The organism is Microvirga sp. P5_D2, from assembly GCF_054049475.1.
Window position 1 is genome coordinate 1 of sequence record NZ_JBFUMH010000431.1, and the last position, 506, is coordinate 506.

A 506-nucleotide genomic window follows, 5' to 3' on the forward strand; every position below is an offset into this window, starting at 1 on the left:
CTGCAGAAGGTGATAGAACTCTGCCGGCCATTCGACGATGGGGTTCTGGCTCAGTGGCATAGGCGACCCCGGTGCTTGGATGATCCCTCAAKAACAAAAGCTTCAACAATCTAAGCAGCGGCCATGCTTAGCGGTTCCATACTGGGTGTTATTCGAAATGGCGCCGCGTGTTTTTACGCTCGCGCGTGATCCTCGGTGAGGGGGAGCAATTCATTGAACGGCATGTCTGCCCACCGCTCCCGTAGGCGATGAGCGGTCTCAGTATGCCCCTCGGAGAGGAACGTCAGCGTCTCGGGGCTCGCATTCTCACTGTGCCAAGCGTCAGTCGCGACGACTGGATAGATTTCGCCGGCGTCCGGCTTGAGCGTGTCAGGGGCATGACCAATCACGTAGCCTTCCTGCGAGATATCAAATTCTCCACAATCCATAGTGTATCGGACTAAATCTCCGATCTTGAACTCGCGCGTCACGCCGGCCTCCCTTGGGGTCAGAATCAAGTACCTGTT

1 protein-coding gene is annotated in these 506 nt (G+C 56.2%); it reads right to left on the minus strand.

Annotated features, from left to right (window positions below):
* Nucleotides 1-173: 173 nt before the first annotated feature.
* The coding region (locus ACXJKO_RS32120; RefSeq protein ID WP_457095030.1) for a hypothetical protein at nt 174-506 on the minus strand (333 nt) is incomplete at its 5' end.